13 protein-coding genes and 1 pseudogene are annotated in these 15,307 nt (G+C 73.2%); 4 read left to right on the top strand and 10 right to left on the bottom strand.

Features of this window, described 5'->3' with window-relative positions; genetic code table 11:
* Nucleotides 1-22: 22 nt before the first annotated feature.
* Nucleotides 23-160 (top strand): annotated as a pseudogene (locus tag ACFYR0_RS00450) (decaprenylphospho-beta-D-erythro-pentofuranosid-2-ulose 2-reductase); the annotation flags it as partial.
* Nucleotides 161-212: 52 nt separating this feature from the next.
* Here ACFYR0_RS00450 and ACFYR0_RS00445 read toward each other — a convergent pair.
* From ACFYR0_RS00445 to ACFYR0_RS00435, 3 genes are all read right to left on the bottom strand, one after another.
* Nucleotides 213-794 carry a 2'-5' RNA ligase family protein gene (locus ACFYR0_RS00445; RefSeq protein ID WP_389319940.1) on the bottom strand — a complete coding sequence of 194 codons (582 nt, stop codon included), beginning with the start codon at nucleotides 792-794 and terminating at the stop codon, nucleotides 213-215.
* 169 nt (nucleotides 795-963) lie between these two features.
* Nucleotides 964-1,977, bottom strand: coding sequence for a tryptophan--tRNA ligase (trpS, locus tag ACFYR0_RS00440; RefSeq protein ID WP_389319937.1), 1,014 nt, complete (start codon nucleotides 1,975-1,977; stop codon nucleotides 964-966).
* Between the two features lie 263 nt (nucleotides 1,978-2,240).
* Nucleotides 2,241-3,692, bottom strand: a complete 1,452-nt coding sequence (locus tag ACFYR0_RS00435; protein ID WP_389319934.1) for a glycine hydroxymethyltransferase — start codon at nucleotides 3,690-3,692, stop codon at nucleotides 2,241-2,243.
* Nucleotides 3,693-3,970: 278 nt separating this feature from the next.
* Here ACFYR0_RS00435 and rocD point away from each other — a divergent pair, with 278 nt between their 5' ends.
* Nucleotides 3,971-5,176 (top strand): ornithine--oxo-acid transaminase, encoded by a 1,206-nt coding sequence (gene rocD / locus ACFYR0_RS00430; protein ID WP_389319931.1) that lies wholly within the window; start codon nucleotides 3,971-3,973, stop codon nucleotides 5,174-5,176.
* A 38-nt stretch (nucleotides 5,177-5,214) separates the two neighbouring features.
* Here the strand turns inward: rocD and ACFYR0_RS00425 are convergent, their stop codons facing one another.
* From ACFYR0_RS00425 to ACFYR0_RS00415, 3 genes are read right to left on the bottom strand one after another with little or no spacing between them, the layout of a single operon-like run.
* Nucleotides 5,215-6,399: a glutathionylspermidine synthase family protein gene (locus ACFYR0_RS00425; RefSeq protein ID WP_389319928.1), complete on the bottom strand. Its 1,185-nt coding sequence runs from the start codon at nucleotides 6,397-6,399 to the stop codon at nucleotides 5,215-5,217.
* Nucleotides 6,400-6,421: 22 nt separating this feature from the next.
* Nucleotides 6,422-6,778 carry a hypothetical protein gene (locus tag ACFYR0_RS00420; protein WP_389319925.1) on the bottom strand — a complete coding sequence of 119 codons (357 nt, stop codon included), beginning with the start codon at nucleotides 6,776-6,778 and terminating at the stop codon, nucleotides 6,422-6,424.
* Between the two features lie 43 nt (nucleotides 6,779-6,821).
* Nucleotides 6,822-8,213 carry a PLP-dependent aminotransferase family protein gene (locus tag ACFYR0_RS00415; RefSeq protein WP_389319922.1) on the bottom strand — a complete coding sequence of 464 codons (1,392 nt, stop codon included), beginning with the start codon at nucleotides 8,211-8,213 and terminating at the stop codon, nucleotides 6,822-6,824.
* A gap of 47 nt (nucleotides 8,214-8,260) precedes the next feature.
* Between ACFYR0_RS00415 and ACFYR0_RS00410 the strand changes: the two genes are divergently transcribed.
* Entirely contained in the window at nucleotides 8,261-8,758 is a 498-nt protein-coding gene (locus ACFYR0_RS00410) for a carboxymuconolactone decarboxylase family protein (RefSeq protein WP_389319919.1), read from the top strand.
* Entirely contained in the window at nucleotides 8,755-9,522 is a 768-nt protein-coding gene (locus ACFYR0_RS00405) for an isocitrate lyase/phosphoenolpyruvate mutase family protein (RefSeq protein WP_389319916.1), read from the top strand. Before ACFYR0_RS00410 ends, ACFYR0_RS00405 begins: the two co-directional genes overlap by 4 nt.
* Before the next feature lie 282 nt (nucleotides 9,523-9,804).
* On the opposite strand, the gene ACFYR0_RS00400 is transcribed toward ACFYR0_RS00405, so the two are convergent.
* From ACFYR0_RS00400 to ACFYR0_RS00385, 4 genes are read right to left on the bottom strand one after another with little or no spacing between them, the layout of a single operon-like run.
* Nucleotides 9,805-10,758, bottom strand: coding sequence for an ABC transporter substrate-binding protein (locus ACFYR0_RS00400; RefSeq protein ID WP_389319913.1), 954 nt, complete (start codon nucleotides 10,756-10,758; stop codon nucleotides 9,805-9,807).
* Between the two features lies 1 nt (nucleotide 10,759).
* A complete protein-coding gene (locus ACFYR0_RS00395) occupies nucleotides 10,760-12,700 on the bottom strand; it encodes an ABC transporter permease subunit (RefSeq protein ID WP_389319910.1) in 1,941 nt (646 codons plus the stop codon).
* On the bottom strand, nucleotides 12,700-13,743 hold the full coding sequence (locus ACFYR0_RS00390) for a glycine betaine/L-proline ABC transporter ATP-binding protein (protein WP_389319907.1): 1,044 nt from the start codon (nucleotides 13,741-13,743) through the stop codon (nucleotides 12,700-12,702). Before ACFYR0_RS00390 ends, ACFYR0_RS00395 begins: the two co-directional genes overlap by 1 nt.
* Entirely contained in the window at nucleotides 13,743-15,290 is a 1,548-nt protein-coding gene (locus ACFYR0_RS00385) for a GMC family oxidoreductase (protein WP_389319905.1), read from the bottom strand. Before ACFYR0_RS00385 ends, ACFYR0_RS00390 begins: the two co-directional genes overlap by 1 nt.
* Nucleotides 15,291-15,307: the final 17 nt, after the last annotated feature.

Raw genomic sequence — 15,307 nt, 5'->3', positions numbered from 1 at the left:
CGTTTTGATGACGTCCGGCCTGCCCGAGGCGGTCGCGACCGCTGTCGAACCGGGGCTGCGGCGCAGATCGGAGACGGTGTGGGTGCCGGGCGTGCTCAGGCTGGTGACGTCGGCGGTACGGCACCCGCCGCGCGGGGTGTTCCGGCGGCTGCCGCTGTAGAAGCGCGCGGGGGCCGCCCGTTGGGTGCGCGACGGGCCGTGCGGGACACGCCCTAGACGGCAGGCAGCGGGCCCTGTTCCACCGACGCCGCCGTGGCCTGGGGCGGCACCACGGAACCGCCGAAGAGATACTCGCGCAGCATGCGCCACGCCCCGTCGGTGCCCTGCTCGTAGAGCGCGAAGCCGGTGCACGGCCAGGCGGCCTCGTAGTCGGCAAGTTCAGCGAAGGCGCGGTCCATGGCCGCCTCGTCGATGCCGTGGGCCACGGTGACGTGCGGGTGGTACGGGAAGTGCAGCTCGCGGGCGACCGGCCCGGAGGCGTCGCGCACCTGCTGCTGGATCCGGGCGCAGTCCTCCCCGCCCTCGACGACCTTGACGAACACCACCGGCGACATCGGGCGGAAGGTGCCCGTCCCGCACAGCCGCATCGGGAAGGGCCGCCCGGCCGCGGCGACATGCGTCAGATGCGCCTCGACGGCCGGCAGCAGCGCCGGCTCGACCTCGGTGGGCGGCAGCAGGGTGACATGCGTGGGGATGCCGTGAGCCGCGGCGTCGCCGAAGCCCGCGCGTCGCTCCTGGAGGAGGCTGCCGTGCGGCTCCGGGACCGCGATCGACACACCGATCGTCGTCCCCACGTCGTCTCCTGTCGTCGTGTCGGTGGCTGGTACCGGCGGACCGGGCTCACGCCCGGCCGTCCCGGCTTTCGAGGGTACGGCCAAGGCCGTGCTCCGGGCAGGCGCAGCCGAAGTGATGTGCAGCGCTCTGCCGCTGGAACGGATGTGCGGTGGTGCGCCCCTGGCCGGCTCAGTGCTTGGCCGACAGGAAACCCACCCGGTCGTAGGCCTGCGCGAGCGTCTCCGCCGCGACGGCACGGGCCTTCTCCGCACCCTTGGCCAGGATCGAGTCCAGCGTCTCCGAGTCGTCCAGGTACTGCTGGGTCCGCTCCCGGAAGGGCGTCACGAACTCGACCACGACCTCGGCGAGGTCCGTCTTGAGCGCACCGTAGCCCTTGCCCGCGTACTTCTCCTCCAGTTCGGCGATTCCCGCACCCGTGAGGGTCGAGTAGATCGTCAGGAGGTTGCTCACGCCCGGCTTGGCCTCGGCGTCGTAGCGGACCACCGTGTCGGTGTCGGTGACGGCGCTCTTGACCTTCTTCGCGGTCGCCTTCGGCTCGTCGAGCAGGTTGATGAGACCCTTCGGCGTGGACGCCGACTTGCTCATCTTGATCGCCGGGTCCTGGAGGTCGTAGATCTTCGCCGTCTCCTTGAGGATGTACGGCTTGGGGATCGTGAAGGTGTCCCCGAAGCGGCCGTTGAACCGCTCGGCGAGGTCACGGGTGAGCTCGATGTGCTGGCGCTGGTCCTCGCCCACCGGCACCTCGTTGGCCTGGTAGAGCAGGATGTCGGCGACCTGGAGGATCGGGTACGTGAACAGGCCGACCGAGGCGCGGTCGGCGCCCTGCTTGGCGGACTTGTCCTTGAACTGCGTCATGCGCGAGGCCTCGCCGAAGCCGGTGAGGCAGTTCATGATCCAGGCGAGCTGCGCGTGCTCGGGCACATGGCTCTGGACGAACAGCGTGCAGCGCTCGGGGTCGAGCCCGGCCGCGAGCAGCTGCGCGACGGCGAGCCGGGTGTTGTCCCGAAGCTCCTTCGGGTCCTGCGCGACCGTGATCGCGTGCAGGTCGACGACCATGTAGAACGCGTCGTGGGTCTCCTGGAGCGCCACCCACTGGCGGACGGCACCGAGGTAGTTGCCGAGGTGGAACGAGCCCGACGTGGGCTGGATTCCGGAGAGCACGCGAGGTCGGTCAGAGGCCATGCCCACCATTCTCTCAGGTCGCGGGGAGCGGTCGGGTCCTGGTCCGGAACAGCCGGGTACCGATCCGTCTCCGGCGGTGTAACAAGGGACCCTGGCCGCTGTCGGTCGTCGCCCCTGAGACGAGGAACACAGTGCCGCCGGGTACGGCGGGGCGGTGCGCGGCGGGCAGGTGCCGATACGCCGCGCGACGGCCCGGGAGGAGTCCGGGCCGTCGCGGGGGCAGCCCCGTCGGGAGCTGATCGATCGGTGAGTCGCGGGTGGCGTCAGCCGAGGTCGACCTCGGGGTAGAGCGGGAAGCCCGCCACCAGGTCGGTGGCCCGGTGGGAGATCTCCTCGGAGATCTTCGCGTCGAGGACGTGGGAGGCCTTGGAGGGAGCGCCGGACTTGGTGGTGCCGGCCTCGGTGGCGGTGAGGACGCGGTCGATGAGACCGGCCACCTCGTCCATCTCGGCGGTGCCGAGGCCGCGGGTGGTCAGGGCCGGGGTGCCGACGCGGATGCCGGAGGTGTACCAGGCGCCGTTCGGGTCGGCCGGGATCGCGTTGCGGTTGGTGACGATGCCGGAGTCCAGCAGGGCGGCCTCGGCCTGGCGGCCGGTGAGGCCGTAGGAGGTGGCCACGTCGATCAGGTTGAGGTGGTTGTCGGTGCCGCCGGTCACCAGGGCGGCGCCGCGCCTCATCAGGCCCTCGGCCAGCGCGCGGGAGTTGTCGACGATCCGCTGGGCGTAGTCCTGGAAGGACGGCTGGCGGGCCTCGGCGAGGGCCACGGCCTTGGCGGCCATCACGTGCGGGAGCGGGCCGCCGAGCACCATCGGGCAGCCGCGGTCGACCTGGTCCTTCAGGGAGTCGTCGCACAGGACCATGCCGCCGCGCGGGCCGCGCAGCGACTTGTGGGTGGTGGTGGTGACGATCTGGGCGTGCGGGACCGGGTCGAAGTCGCCGGTGAGGACCTTGCCGGCGACCAGGCCCGCGAAGTGGGCCATGTCGACCATGAGCGTGGCGCCGACCTCGTCGGCGATCTCGCGCATGATCCGGAAGTTCACCAGACGGGGGTAGGCGGAGTAGCCGGCGACGATGATCAGCGGCTTGAACTCGCGGGCCTGGGCGCGCAGGGCGTCGTAGTCGATCAGGCCGGTGGCCGGGTCGGTGCCGTAGGAGCGCTGGTCGAACATCTTGCCGGAGATGTTCGGACGGAAGCCGTGGGTGAGGTGACCGCCGGCGTCCAGGGACATGCCGAGCATGCGCTGGTTGCCGAAGGCCTGGCGCAGCTCGGCCCAGTCGGCCTCGGTGAGGTCGTTGACCTGGCGGGCGCCGGCCTTCTCCAGGAAGGGGACCTCGACGCGGTCGGCGAGGACCGCCCAGAACGCGACGAGGTTGGCGTCGATGCCGGAGTGCGGCTGGACGTAGGCGTGGCGGGCGCCGAACAGGGCCTTCGCGTGCTCGGCGGCCAGCGACTCGACGGTGTCGACATTGCGGCAGCCGGCGTAGAAGCGGCGGCCGACGGTGCCCTCGGCGTACTTGTCGCTGAACCAGTTGCCCATCGCGAGGAGGGTCGCAGGGGAGGCGTAGTTCTCGGAGGCGATCAGCTTGAGCATCTCGCGCTGGTCGTGGACCTCCTGGCCGATGGCGTCGGCGACGCGCGGCTCGACGGCGCGGATCACGTCGAGGGCCGCGCGGAAGGCGGTGGACTCGGTGGAGAGGGGCTGCTGCTCGGGCATGTCGGCCTCCGGACGGCGTGTGTGGTCACGGTTCACGGCTGGCCCAGGCGCACGGCACTGATCTCACACGGGCCGCTCCCCGATGGTCGTTCCCATCCTCGGGTCCTGCCGTCATCCTCCCGTCTGCCGAGAGGGGTCTGGCAGGACCCAGCGCGCCAGTCACGGCCCTCGGCCAGCCTACCGGGCGGTTCCTCGCGCGCGGCTCCCGCGTCCACCATGCGGGCGACGATAGAAGGTAGGTCTGCCCTCATTTGTCTGCCACACCTCCGGGAGACGCCATGACCGCCACCGACGCCCTCATCGCCGCCGCAGAGGCGCACAGCGCGCACAACTACCACCCCCTGCCGGTGGTGGTGGCCACGGCCGACGGGGCGTGGATGACGGATGTGGAGGGGAGGCGGTATCTGGATCTGCTGGCCGGCTACTCGGCGCTCAACTTCGGGCACGGCAACCGGCGGCTGGTCGAGGCGGCGAAGGCACAGCTGGACCGGGTGACGCTGACCTCGCGGGCCTTCTACCACGACCGGTTCGCCGCGTTCTGCACGGAACTCGCGGACCTGTGCGGCATGGAGGCGGTGCTGCCGATGAACACCGGGGTGGAGGCGGTGGAGACGGCGGTGAAGACCGCCCGGAAGTGGGGGTACCGGGTCAAGGGCGTGCCCGCGGAGATGGCGAAGGTCGTCGTCGCGGGCGGCAACTTCCACGGCCGCACGACGACGGTGATCAGCTTCTCGACGGACCCGGAGGCGCGGGCGGACTTCGGGCCGTACACGCCGGGCTTCGAGATCGTGCCGTACGGGGATCTGACGGCGATGCGGTCGGCGCTGACGGAGAACACGGTGGCGGTGCTGCTGGAGCCGATCCAGGGCGAGTCGGGGGTGATCGTGCCGCCGGCCGGCTATCTGCCGGAGGTCCGCAGGCTGACCCGGGAGCGGAACGTGCTGTTCGTGGCGGACGAGATCCAGTCCGGGCTCGGGCGCACGGGGCGGACGTTCGCGTGTGAGCACGAGGGGGTCGTGCCGGACATGTATGTGCTGGGCAAGGCGCTGGGCGGCGGGATCGTGCCGGTGTCGGCGGTCGTGTCGAGCGAGGAGGTGCTCGGGGTGTTCCGGCCCGGGGAGCACGGGTCGACGTTCGGCGGGAACCCGCTGGCGTGCGCGGTGGCGCTGGAGGTGCTCGCGATGCTGCGGACGGGCGAGTACCAGGAGCGGTCGGCCCTGCTCGGCGAGCGGCTGCACGGGGAGCTGTCGGCGCTGTCCGGCGGCGGGCGGGTCACGGCGGTGCGGGGGCGCGGTCTGTGGGCGGGGGTCGACATCGCCCCGGCGTACGGGACGGGGCGGGAGGTCTCGGAGCGGCTGCTGGAGCGCAGGGTGCTGGTGAAGGACACCCATGGGCACACGATCCGGATCGCGCCGCCGCTGGTGATCTCCGAGGAGGACCTGGGCTGGGGGCTGGCCCAGCTGCGGGAGGTGCTGAGCGCGTAGCCCCCGGCCCTCGCCGGAGCCGGGGCCGCGACCCCGCGTCAGAGGATCACATGCGGCAGGAAGCGGGCGTACTCGTCGGTGACCAGGCCGGAGGACTCGCGGATGCCGAGGCCGGCGGACTCGCCGTCGACGACCCAGGCGCCGAGGACGACGTGGTTGCCGTCGAAGGCCGGGAGGGGGGCCAGCTCCTGGTAGCAGCAGGGCTCGTCGCGCGGGACGGGGGCGGTGCCCGGTGGGTGCACGGTGACGCCCGCGCCCTCGCGGCCGAGCAGCGGCTTGGCGACGTAGCCGGTCGTGGCGGCCGGCTCGCGGGGGCCGTCGAGGTGGGCGGCCAGGAGGTTGGGGTGGCCGGGGTGGAGCTCCCAGAGGACGGCGAGCAGGGCCTTGTTGCTGAGGAGCATCTTCCAGGCCGGTTCGATCCACAGGGTGGTGCCGGTGCCGCCGCCGTTGTCGAGGGTGTCCAGGACGTGGCCGGCGAAGCGGTCGGTGGTGAGCCACTCCCAGGGGTAGAGCTTGAAGACGCTGCGGATGAACTTCAGGCGCTTGTCGACGAACCGGCGGGAGAGGCGGTCCCAGCCGATGTCCTCCATGGAGATCCACTCGGTGCCGAGCCCGGCCTGTTCGGCGGTCTCGCGGAGGTAGGCGACCGTCATCAGGTCCTCGCCGAGTTCGTCGGCGCTGGAGTGGGCGAAGTACAGGGGGCTGCCGGGCGGGAGCAGGGAGGCCTGGCGCCGCCAGGCGGAGACGAGGCGTTCGTGGAGGGAGTTCCACTGGTCGGCGCCGGGGAAACGTTCCTCCATCCAGAACCACTGCGGGCTGGCGGCCTCCACCAGGGAGGTGGGGGTGTCGGCGTTGTACTCCAGCATCTTGGCGGGGCCGGTGCCGTCGTAACGGAGGTCGAAGCGGCCGTAGACGGAGGGGAGTTCGTCGCGGCGGTGCCAGGCCTCGGTGACCGCGCGGGCGAGGCGCGGGTCGGTGATGCCGAGGTCGGCCAGGCGGTCGGTGCGCACGATGTGGGCGGCCGCGGCGAGGCACATCTCGTGGAGTTCCTCGACGACCTCCTCCAGCGCCTCGACCTCCTCCAGGGAGAAGACGTAGTAGGCGCTCTCGTCCCAGTAGGGGCGCAGGGAGCCGTCGGGGTGGCGGGTGAGCGGGTAGATCAGGCCCTGCTCCTCGACGGTCTGCTGCCAGCCGGGGCGGGGTGCGATCGTGCGGCGTTCCATGGCGGTGTCCGTGCGGGCGGGGTCAGCCGCCGCCGCTGCCGCCCGAGCAGCCGAAGCCGCCCCGGTCGACGGCCTCGCTGCGGCTGAAGGTGCCGTAGTCGGCGTAGCCGCGGTCGACGTCGGCGTCGTAGTACCAGGCGGCGTCCCGGGTGCCGGACTTGCGGTTCTTGCCGCTCTTTCCGTACGAGGAGGAGGACGACGAGCCGGACTTGCAGTTGCTGTCGGCGACGACCTTGTAGCCGTTGAGGTGGTCGTAGCTGTCGCGGTCGACGCAGCGGCGGTCCGGGTCGGAGCCGCAGGACGTGAGGGCCGCCGCGACGACACCCATGCCGCCGAGGACGACCGTGCCGGAGCGCAGCCGTCGCCGTGCTTCTGCCATGTCGGTTGTCTCCCCCGAGAGTTCGTGCGTCTGCCCGCACACCCTAGTGGAGGGCCGCGCACAGTGCGTCGAGGGTCCCGGCCCAGGCATGGTCGGGCGGGGTGCCGTAGCCGATGACCAGGGCGTCGGGGGCGTCGCCTGCGGCGGCGGGGTGGCGGTGGAAGGACAGCCCGTGCACGGCGAGACCGTGCCAGGCGGCGGCGCGCAGGACGGACCGCTCGGTGCCCGGCGGCAGCCGCAGGACGGCGTGGAGTCCGGCCGCGATGCCGGTGACCGTGACCTGCGGGGCGCGTTCGGCGAGGGCCGCGACCAGGGCGTCGCGGCGGCGCCGGTAGCGCAGCCGGGCGGCGCGCAGATGGCGGTCGTAGGCGCCGGAGGCGATGAACTCGGCGAGGGTGAGCTGCTCGACGACGCCGGCCGAGCGGGCCCCGCCCAGTGCGGTGACCTCCTCCACCAGCGGGCGCGGCAGCACCAGCCAGCCCAGACGCAGGCCGGGGGCGAGGGACTTGCTGGCGGTGCCGAGATAGGCGACGCGGTCGGGGTCGAGGACCTGGAGGGCGCCGACGGGCTGGCGGCGGTCGTAGCGGAACTCGCCGTCGTAGTCGTCCTCCAGGATCACCCCGCCGGTGCGGCGGGCCCAGTCGACGAGGGCGGCGCGGCGGTCGGAGCGCAGTGCGAGACCCATGGGGAACTGGTGGGCGGGGGTGAGCAGCACCGCGCCCTCGGCGGCCAGGCCCTCGGTGACGGTGCCGTGGTCGTCGAGCGGCAGCGGGGCGGTGCGCAGGCCCTCGCGTTCCACCAGGCCCCAGTGCGTGTCGAGGCCGTAGGACTCCACGGCGAGGGTGTCGAGGCCGCGCCGGCGCAGGGCCTGGGCGAGCAGCCGCAGCCCGTCCGCGAAGCCCGCGCAGACGACGATGCGGTCGGGGTCGGCGCGCACCCCGCGGGCGCGGGAGAGGTATCCGGCGAGGGCCGTGCGCAGTTCGACGCGGCCGCGCGGGTCGCCGTAGCCGAGGGCGTCGTGCGGGGCGGCGGCCAGGGCGCGGCGGGCGGCCGTGAGCCACTGGGCGCGCGGGAAGGAGGAGAGGTCGGGGGTGCCGGGGATCAGCGAGTAGGCGGGGCCGGCGGCCGGGCGGCGGTGCGGGGGCGGGAGCGTCTCGGGCGCGGCGGGCGCGGTGCGTTCGGCGACCCTGGTGCCCGAGCCCTGCCGCCCGGTGAGCCAGCCCTCGGCGACGAGGTCGGCGTAGGCGTCGGCGACGGTGTTGCGGGCGATGCCCAGGTCGGCGGCGAGCGCGCGGGAGGACGGCAGCCGGGTGCCGGGGGCGAGCCGGCCGGTGCGCACGGCCTCGCGCAGGGCGTCGGTCAGACCGCGGCGCAGCCCCGGTCCGGCGGGTTCCAGATGCAGGTCGATGCCGAAAGTGGCCCACGGTTTCGCCATGACAATGGACCATACCCGTGGGCCTTCGGGTTCCTAGGGTCGTAGGCATGACTACGGAAGAGACGGTCGAGTACGCCCCCGAACGCCCCGCCCGCCTGGCCTGGGCCGAGCTCGCGCCCGATGTGTACAGGGCGATGGTCCGGCTGGAGACGGCCGCGAGGAAGGGCCTGGACGCGCGGCTGGTGGAGCTGGTCAAGATCCGTGCCTCGCAGCTCAACAACTGCGCCTTCTGCCTCGACATGCACAGCAAGGACGCGCTCGCCGCGGGGGAGAGCGTGGAGCGGATCGTGCAGCTCGGCGCCTGGCGGGAGTCGGAGCACTTCTACACGGAGCGGGAACTCGCGGCCCTGGAGCTGACCGAGGCGGTGACCGTGCTCACCGACGGGTTCGTGCCGGACGAGGTCTACGGGCGGGCCGCCAAGCGGTTCGAGGAGGCGGAGCTGGCCCAGGTGATCGCGGTGATCACGGTCATCAACGCGTGGAACCGGTTCGGTGTGACCTGCCGGATGGCGCCCGGGCACTACCGGCCGGGGGCGCACACGTGAGCGACGGGCGGTCCGGCCCCGGGAGCGGCGGCGGGGCGGCGGTCCTGCGCGCCCTGCACCGGCGCCCCTCCCCCGCCGACCCCCTGGTCCTGCCCGGCCCCTGGGACGCGGCCGGTGCCCGGGTCCTGGTCGAGGCGGGGTTCCCCGCGCTGGCCACGCCGAGCGCCGCCATCGCCGCCTCGCTGGGGTACGAGGACGGGCGGACCCCGGCCGACGAGATGTTCGCGGCGGTCGCGCGGATCGCCCGGGCCGTGGACGTGCCGGTGTCCGCGGACGTCGAGGGCGGGTACGGACTCGCCCCGAAGGAGCTGGTGGAGCGGCTGCTGGAGGCCGGGGCCGTCGGGTGCAACCTGGAGGACTCGTCCCACGGCGTTCTCAAGGACCCGCGGCGGCATGCCGACTGGCTGGCCGAGGTGCGGTCGGCGGCGGCGGACCAGCTTTTCGTCAACGCGCGCATCGACACGTTTCTGTACGGGGTCACCGATCCCGACCGGGCCATCGAGCGGGCCGCGCTGTACGTGGCGGCGGGCGCCGACTGCGTGTACCCGATCGGCGCCCCGCACGCTCTGCTGCCGCTGCTGCGGTCCGGGATCCAGGGGCCGGTCAACGTCCTCGCGCCGCTGGGGGACGGCGGGGACGGCGGAGGCGAAGGCCTCTCGCTCGCCGAGCTCGGTGAGCGAGGGGCCACCCGGATCACGTTCGGCCCCGGCCTCCAGCGCCGGGCGAACCGCGCGCTGCGCGAGATCGCCGAACGGCTGGGATGACGGCGGGGACGGCCGCGTACGGGCCGGCCTCCGGCCGAGGGCCGGGCCGGCCCGTACGCCGGGCCTGCGTGCGCGGGGGCGTCAGGACCACCACGCACGCCGGGCCCGCTCGGGGGGGGTGTCAGGACCATCACGCACGCCGGGCCCGCCCGGGGGACGGTGTCAGGACCACCGCACACGCCGGGCCCGCTCATGGGCAACGTCAGGACCACCACGCACGCCGGGCCCGCTCGGGGGCGGCGTCAGGACCACCACGCACGCCGGACCCGCCCGGGGGCGGCGTCAGGAGAGCCAGGCGCGCCAGGTGGACTCGTGGCCCTCGACCCACTTCCGCGCCGCGTCCTCGGGGCTGAGCTTCTGGTCGGCGATCATCAGGGAGACCTCGTTCTGGTCCTCGGTGGTCCACTCGAACTTCTTCAGGAACGCGGCCGCCTCGCCGCCGGACCGGGCGAAGTCCGCGTTGAGGTACTTCTGGAGCGGGGTGTGCGGATAGGCGCAGGCGACCTTCTCCGGGTCGGCGTCGCAGCCCTCCTTGTACGCGGGCAGCTTCACCTCGGTCATGGGGACCTTCTCGAACAGCCACTGCGGCGCGTACCAGTAGGTCAGGAACGGCTTCCGGGCCTTGGCGAACTGCTGGATCTGGGTGATCTGCGCGGCCTCGGACCCGGCGAACACGACCTGGTAGTCCAGGTCGAGGTTCTTCACCAGGGCCTTGTCGTTGGTGATGTAGGACGGGGAGCCGTCCATGAGCTGGCCCTTGCCGCCGCTCTCCGGGGTGCGCATCTGCTCGGCGTACCTGTCCAGGTTCTTCCAGTCGGTGACGTCCGGGTGCTTCTTCGCGAAGTACGTCGGCACGAACCAGCCGATGTGCCCGGTGACGCCGAGGTCGCCGCCGCGGGCGATGGTCTTCTTGTCCTCGACGTAGCGCTGTTCCTCGTCGGGGTGGCCCCAGTCCTCCAGCAGGGCGTCGACGCGGCCCTGGCTGAGCGCGTCCCAGGCGGGCACCTCGTCGATCTGGACGGTGTCGACGCGGTAGCCGAGCTCGTGCTCCAGCAGGTACCGGGCGACGGCCACGTTGGCCTGGGCGCCCACCCAGGACTGCACGGACAGGGTCACGGTCCGGGCGCCCTGGGCGTTCGCGAAGGGCGAGGCCTGCCGGGTCATGTCGGCCGCGCCGCAGCCGGTGAGCAACAGCAGCGCGCCGGCGGCGGCCAGGGCGGTGGTACGGGTACGCATCTCAGGCTCCCTTCGTCGCGCGCCGTTCGGTGGGCTGGGTCACGCGGTCCAGCATCAGGCCCAGGCAGACGATGGCGGCGCCCGCGACCAGACCGGTGGCCAGATCGCCCTGGGCGAGGCCGAGGACGACCTCGTAGCCGAGCGCGCCACCGCCGACCAGGCCGCCGATGATGACGACGGCGAGGACCAGGACCACGCCCTGGTTCACCGCCAGCAGCAGCGCGGGGCGGGCCAGCGGCAGCTGCACCTGGCGCAGTTGCTGCCAGGCGGTCGCGCCGAGCGAGCGGGAGGCCTCCAGCGCGGCCGGGTCGACCTGGCGCAGGCCCTGGGCGGTGATCCGCACGACCGCGGGCAGCGCGTAGACGACGGCGGCGACGACGGCCGGAGCGCGGCCGACGCCGAACAGCGCGACCACCGGGATCAGGTAGACGAACTGCGGCATCGTCTGGAAGACGTCGAGGACGGGCCGCAGCAGCTTCTCGAAGCGCTCGCCGCGGACCGCGGCGACGGCGGTGGCGACGCCCAGCACCAGGGTGACGGCGACGGCGGCCAGCACCTGGGACAGCGTGTCCAACGCGGGCTCCCACACGCCGAGCACACCGATCGCGGCCATCGCGGCGACCGCGGTCAGCGCGGTGCGCCAGGTGCCGATCAGCCAGGCCAGGGCGGCGACGGCGAGCAGCACGGACCACCAGGGCAGCCACAGCAGGCCGTCGCGCAGCGGGTCGAGCACCCAGGTGGTGAAGTGCCCGGCCCAGTCGGCGGTGCCGCCGACCACGGGCACGCCCGAGTACAGGTGCGCGGTCATCCAGCCGACCGCGCGGTTCACGGGCGCGGCGATGTCCAGCACCCAGGCCTCGGGCCACTCCAGACGGCTCGTCAGCCACCCGGCGAGGGCGGTCGCGGCCGCGGCGACCAGGGCGTACGGCCATGCCGAGCGCGCCGGTGCCGGAACCCGGCCGCTGCGGCCGGCGGCCGCGGTGACCCGGTCCAGCACGACCGCGAGCAGCACGATCGGGATGCCGGCCGCCAGGGCCGCGCCCACGTCGACGGAGGCCAGCGCCTGGTAGACGCGGTCGCCGAGGCCGCCGGCGCCGATCACCGACGCGATGACCGCCATGGACAGGGCCATCATGATCGTCTGGTTGAGGCCGAGGAGGAGTTCCTTGCGGGCCAGCGGCAGGCGGGCGGTCAGCAGCCTCTGCCTGGCGGTGGCGCCCAGCGAGTCGACGGCCTCCAGCACGCCCGGGTCGGCGCCGCGCAGGCCCAGCGCGGTGAGGCGGGCCATGGGCGGGGCGGCGTAGACGACCGTGGCGAGCACGGCCGCGGGGACGCCGATGCCGAAGACCAGGACGACGGGCAGCAGGTAGGCGAAGGCCGGCAGCACCTGCATGGTGTCGAGCACGGGCCGCAGCGCGCGGTGCGTCCGCGCGGACAGCCCGCCCGCGAGCCCGAGGAGGGCGCCGACGGCGACGGAGGCGGCGACCGCCACCACCATCAGCGCCAGCGTCTGCATCGTCGGCACCCACATGCCGAGGGCGCCGCAGGTCAGGAAGGCCGCGGCGGTGCCCGCGGCGAGCCGTGCCCCCGCCACGCGCCAGGCGACGGCCGCACCGATCGCCGTCACACCGGCCCAGCCCACGGCGAGCAGGGTGAGGTAGACGGCGCGTACGGCGAGGACGACGCCGTTGCTGACGTGGCCGAGGCCGTAGAGGAACACCGGGTGGGTGTCGCGGTTGTCGATGATCCACGCACCGGCGTCGGTGAGGGGCTTGTCGAGGTCGACGGTGAGCGCGTCGGGCCAGGCACCGCCGGCCCAGCGGGCCTGGGCCAGGGGGACGAGGACGGCGGCGGCGAGCGCCAGCAGCAGGAGCTTGCGCGCGGCCGGGCGTTTGAGGAAGCCGGGCAGGCTGTGGGGGGCGGGAGCGGTGAGGGTGGCCATCACGCCACCTCCTCACGCGGCTGGGCGCCCGCGACGACGCCCAGCAGCCGGGCGTGGTCCACGACGCCGAGGCAGCGACCCGACTCCATCACCCGGGCGGACTCCCCGGTGCGGGCCACGGCCTCGATCGCCTCGGCGACCGTCGCCGTCGGCGCCACGGCCGGACCGGAGACGGACTCCTCGGAGGTCGCCGGGCGCATGGCCGTACGGACGGTGATGACCTGCTCGCGGGGCACGTCACGGACGAAGTCGCGGACGTAGTCGTCGGCCGGGGAGCCGACGATCTCCTCGGGGGTGCCGAGCTGGACGACCTGGCCGTCGCGCATGAGGGCGATGCGGTCGCCGAGTCTGAGGGCCTCGCCGAGGTCATGGGTGATGAAGACCATCGTGCGGCCCTCCTCGCGGTGCAGGCGCACGACCTCCTCCTGCATGTCCCGTCTGATCAGCGGGTCCAGCGCGGAGAACGGCTCGTCGAACAGCAGCACCTCGGGGTCCACCGCCAGCGCCCGGGCGAGGCCGACGCGCTGCTGCTGGCCGCCCGACAGCTGGCTCGGCCGGCGCTGCTCCAGGCCTTCGAGGCCCACCTTCCGCACGACCTCGGCGGCCTTGGCGCGGCGCTCGGCCTTGCCGACGCCCTGGATCTCCAGGCCGTAGGCCACGTTGTCGAGGACCGTGCGGTGCGGCAGCAGGCCGAAGTGCTGGAAGACCATCGCGGCGCGGTGGCGGCGCAGTTCGCGCAGCCGGGCGGTGTCCATGGCGCGGACGTCCTCGCCGTCGATGGCGAGGGAGCCGGCCGTCGGCTCGATCAGCCGGGTCAGACAGCGCACCAGGGTGGACTTGCCGGAGCCGGACAGGCCCATCACGACGAAGACCTCGCCCTTGCGGACGTCGAAGGACACATCGCGGACGGCGGCCGTGCAGCCGGTGCGGGCGCGCAGCTCGGCCGGTTCCAGCGCCGCCAGCGCGGGGTCGGCGGGGACGCGGTCGGCCTTGGGGCCGAACACCTTCCACAGGCCCCGGACGGAGAAGACGGGGGTACTCATCACGCACCGCCTCCGATCAGCTCGACGGCCTTCTCACCGACCATGAGCACCCCGATCATCGGGTTGACGGCGGTCATGGTCGGGAACACGGAGGCGTCGGCGATCCGGATGCCGTCCAGGCCGCGGATCCTCAGCTCCGGGTCGACGACGGCCAGTTCGTCGTCGCCCGCGCCCATCCGGCAGGTGCCTGCGGGGTGGTAGACGGTGTGGGCGGCCTTGCGGGCGTACTCGCTCAGCTCCTCGTCGCCGGTGACCTCCGGGCCGGGGCACACCTCGCGCTTGAGCCAGCCGGCCAGCGGCTCGGCCTTGGCGATCTCGCGGGCGATGCGGATGCCGTCGACGAGGGTGCGGCCGTCGTAGTCGTCCTCGTCGGTGAAGTAGCGGAAGTCCAGCGCGGGCTTGACCGACGGGTCGGCGCTGGTGAGGTACAGCCGCCCGCGGGACTTCGGTTTGGGGATGTTCGGGGTCATGGAGACGCCGAACTCCGGCCGCTCGTAGCCCAGTCGCTCCGGGTTGTCCGTGAAGGGGATCTGGTAGAAGTGGAACATCAGGTCGGGGCCCTGGTGTCCGGGGTCGCGGCGGACGAACAGGCCCGCGTCGGAGTCCATCGCGGAGTTCTCCGGGATGGGGCCGTGGGTCTCCCACACGATCACCGACTCGGGGTGGTCGAGGAGGTTCTCGCCGACGCCGGGCAGGTCCAGCACCACGGGTATGCCGAGCGCCTCCAGGTCCGCGCGGGGGCCGATGCCCGAGTGCAGCAGCAGCCGCGGCGAGTCGACCGCGCCCGCGCAGAGCACGACCTCGCGCCGGGCCCTGACGAGGATCTCCTCGCCGTCCTTGGTGCGCGCGTGGACGCCCTCGGCCCGGGTGCCGTCGAGCTCCAGGCGGTGCGCCCAGGTCTCCAGCAGGATCGTCAGGTTGGGCCGCCGGTCCATCACCGGGTGCAGATACGCCACCGACGCCGAGGAGCGCTTGTTGTTCTCGGGGTGGTAGGCGAGGTCGAAGAAGCCGGCGCCCTCGGTGAAGGGTCTGGTGTTGAAGCCCTCGACGCGCGGGACGCCCAGCGCCGCCCGCGCCGCGTCCACGAAGTCGCGGGCGATGGCGTTCCGGTCCTTCTCGTCGACGGGGACGATGTTGTTGAGCAGCCGGGCGTAGTACGCCTCCATCTGCACCGCGCCCCAGCCCTTGGCGCCGGCCGCCTCCCACTCGTCCCAGTCGGACGGCAGCGGCTTGAAGGCGATCAGGGTGTTGTGGCTGGAGCAGCCGCCCAGCACACGGGCGCGGCTGTGCCGGATGTGGGAGTTGCCGCGGGGCTGCTCGGTGGTCGGGTAGTCGTAGTCGAGCTCACCGCCGAGCAGGCCCATCCAGCGGCGCAGCGTCAGTACGTCGTCGCGGCCGACGTCGCTGGGGCCGCCCTCGATGACGGCGACCGTGACGTCCGGGTTCTCCGTGAGCCGCGAGGCGATGACGGAGCCGGCGGTGCCGCCGCCGACGACGACGTAGTCGTATGTGCGGGGGTCGTGGGGGGTGTGCGTGTCATGGGTCATGCGGGGTACTCCTGGAG

Source organism: Streptomyces sp. NPDC005017 (assembly GCF_042873115.1).
Taxonomy (GTDB): domain Bacteria; phylum Actinomycetota; class Actinomycetes; order Streptomycetales; family Streptomycetaceae; genus Streptomyces.
Note: the sequence above shows the minus strand (reverse complement) of the source record. Positions and strands in the feature narration are given on the sequence as shown.